This is a genomic window from Pseudomonas sp. BS-2016 (assembly GCF_001806145.1).
GTDB classification, from domain to species: Bacteria; Pseudomonadota; Gammaproteobacteria; order Pseudomonadales; family Pseudomonadaceae; genus Aquipseudomonas; species Aquipseudomonas lundensis.
Genome location: NZ_MLCT01000102.1, coordinates 1 through 2,548 on the forward strand (window position 1 = coordinate 1; position 2,548 = coordinate 2,548).

The window sequence follows — 2,548 nt, forward strand, 5'->3', positions numbered from 1 at the left end:
GCAATGTGCTGATAGGAAGGCCAGCATTCGCCTTGATCGCTGGCGTTGTCGGCCAGCTTGACCAGCACCAGCTTGCGCAGCGGGTTTCCGACCTTGGTTTTCATGGCCTTAACCATCAGATCCATACTCATATGTCCAACTCCCGCGTTACCCGGGCAATGAACGCGTCATAGGTCTCGATCATGACGACGCCACGGTCCTCCAGGGCGCCGCGGGCAGCCTTGGCCATGCCGTAGACCTCCCAGCGGTCACGCTCGGGCAGATGGCGGCAGTTGGAATAGCAGGGCCAGGGGCCGGCGACCACTTCGGCAGTGGCAGTCGTAACTACCGGGATTCCGGTAGTTGATTCCATGGGAGTGGTCATTGCAGCGTCTCCGAGCCTGGAGCATTGGCAATTGGCGTCTCGCCGCAGGCAATCGAAGCCACGCCGCCCGACAGCCTCTCGATCAGGACAACAAGCGCCCCCATGGCGTCAAGCGAGTGTGCGCGGGCGAGATCCAGCTCAATGAGTTTCGGGCAGTTACCCTTGATGTGCTCATGCGATCGATTGACGTAGTTGAATCCGACCTGAGCCAGATCTGCAGTCGAAAGGGCTGTGAATGCTGCGGTTGGTAGCGGGCTGAGCGCTGGAGGTCGAACGGGAATAGGCAGGGACTTGACTTCAACGCCATCCATCAAGCATTTCCTTTGATGGTCCAGGTGGTCAGCAGATACCGTCTGTACGTCATGCCCGGTTCTACGGCGAAACATCACCGCGAGCGCCATGCACGCCTCCATCAGTCCAATATGGGTGTCGTCTCGCTCATGGATCTCGCCGCCCTCAGATACAAAATCGACTGCGTCTGCCAGCTTTTCGAAGGACATGAGCATGAGTGCCGCGTCTTCAAACTTTTCGAAGTGGGCCTCATTGATGATCTCAACGGGTGCCGGTGTTGGAAAATTCAAGACTTTGCTCATAGCGCACGCTCCAGGCGTTCGACGAGCATGCGCATCTTGCGCTTCAGCTTGGTCGTGAGGTCACGCTGAGTTTTCCACCGCGTGTAAGCCACATCCGTGAAAGCAATTACTCCTTCGAACTCTTTATCGTGGGGGTTCACGCGCTTGTTGCTGTCGGCGAAGGGCCGCCCGTAGGCATCGAAGTACACGCGGTACATGCTGTTCAATTCGCGACGCAGCGAGTTGCGCTTGGTCTCGGCCAGTTGATACTCAACCGCCGACTCGGCGATCTGTGCCATGAGTTGTTCGTGGGAAATTTTCATGCTTGTTCTCCGTCGGCGCCAAACAGGACGGCCAGATCAATTTGGTAAACGTCTGCCCAGGCAGCTGCGGGCCAGGAGCGAACCCAGCCATAACGCGGATCGTGGACTTTCGGGGCTTGCACTCCGTTCTCAGCGCACCAGTTCTTCAGCGGGCGGAAACCCTGCTTGCCGAACTTGCGCTTGCAGACCTTCTCCACGGCGGCGACCGTGGCCTGCCGCAGCCCGCGTCCGAGCTCTTCCTTCAATTGGTTGGCCTGGCGAACAGCCGCCGAAGCTGTGGCCATCGCTGTCGCTTCACGGCGCGAACCGATCTCAGCCTTGGTTTCAATGGCGTAGTCACGCTGCTCGATTGCTAACTGCTCGGAGCGTTTCGATGCCAGCAGGTGTTCCAGGGCGCCGATATAGTCCGCCGGCAGCGCCGGGCCGCGTTGGTTGCGCTGCTGGACCAGATCCCAGAACTCGCGCACCAGTTTCTTCTTGAATGCTCGAACGATGTCCGTATTGCGCATGTAGGTCAGCAATAGCGTTGATTGGGGTTCTGTAAGCAGCGCAATCTCCCGCGTTTGCATTCCACCGGCAGTTTCAAAGGGTTCTACCTCGAATCGGACCCTCCCGAACTCGCCCAGATCGCCCTGGTACTTCCGGACCAGGGCGATCACGCTGGCGTGCTCGTTCTCCGTGCCCGCAGCAATCGCCGTCGTTGACGTGACGGCATCGCCGTCTTTGATGATGACGATGGTCATTGGCGAGTCCTCCGACCTGGCGCAGGGAAAACCTTTGTCTCGACAGCGGTAACGCTTCCATCTGGCATTTCCAGAACCTGGATCTGCCTCTTTAACTTGATGGCAGTATTCAGCGCTTGCTGAGTGATGCCTAGCTGGCCAGCGGCATCCATTTGTCGACCCTTCGAAAACTCAGCCAGCGGTACGCCGGTACCTATTCCGTGCGCGCCACGATTTGGCATCTCTGCGTTTTGTGGCGCGGATTCGCCGAGAACCTTGAACTGGTCGATGGCGCTATAAACTCCGCCGAAGCCGGTGTCGCTGAAGTACTTCGCCACCTCAAACAAGGCGCCAATCCCTTTTCCGCTGTCGTGCAGGTGATCCAGGTGCATGGCCTTGATCAGTGCGTGCTGCCACTCGAGCACATCTTTGGCTGCGCACAGCTGAAACTCCGCTTCTTGCGAAGCCTCTTGCATGGTTGGTAGTGGCCCGTTCATTTGGTGGCTCCCTGGTGGGGGATGTTCTGCAGCTTGTATGCGGCAGCAGCGCCGGCCTCGGCCATGGACA

General features: G+C 58.6%; 5 protein-coding genes and 1 pseudogene. All 6 read right to left on the reverse strand.

Annotated features, from left to right (window positions below; genetic code table 11):
• Nucleotides 1-131, reverse strand: a pseudogene (locus BKD70_RS25495) (helix-turn-helix domain-containing protein); the annotation flags it as partial.
• Nucleotides 128-364 carry a hypothetical protein gene (locus tag BKD70_RS22640; protein ID WP_054919630.1) on the reverse strand — a complete coding sequence of 79 codons (237 nt, stop codon included), beginning with the start codon at nt 362-364 and terminating at the stop codon, nt 128-130. The pseudogene BKD70_RS25495 and the gene BKD70_RS22640, both read right to left, overlap by 4 nt.
• On the reverse strand, nt 361-957 hold the full coding sequence (locus BKD70_RS22645; RefSeq protein WP_054919632.1) for a hypothetical protein: 597 nt from the start codon (nt 955-957) through the stop codon (nt 361-363). The genes BKD70_RS22640 and BKD70_RS22645 overlap by 4 nt, the downstream gene beginning before the upstream one ends.
• The gene (locus BKD70_RS22650) at nt 954-1,259 is read right to left on the reverse strand and encodes a hypothetical protein (RefSeq protein WP_054919635.1); all 306 of its coding nucleotides are present in this window, start codon (nt 1,257-1,259) and stop codon (nt 954-956) included. The genes BKD70_RS22645 and BKD70_RS22650 overlap by 4 nt, the downstream gene beginning before the upstream one ends.
• Nucleotides 1,256-2,002, reverse strand: a complete 747-nt coding sequence (locus tag BKD70_RS25235) for a Rha family transcriptional regulator (RefSeq protein ID WP_082430448.1) — start codon at nt 2,000-2,002, stop codon at nt 1,256-1,258. Before BKD70_RS25235 ends, BKD70_RS22650 begins: the two co-directional genes overlap by 4 nt.
• Nucleotides 1,999-2,478, reverse strand: a complete 480-nt coding sequence (locus BKD70_RS25500; RefSeq protein ID WP_054919638.1) for a Cro/CI family transcriptional regulator — start codon at nt 2,476-2,478, stop codon at nt 1,999-2,001. The genes BKD70_RS25235 and BKD70_RS25500 overlap by 4 nt, the downstream gene beginning before the upstream one ends.
• Nucleotides 2,479-2,548: the final 70 nt, after the last annotated feature.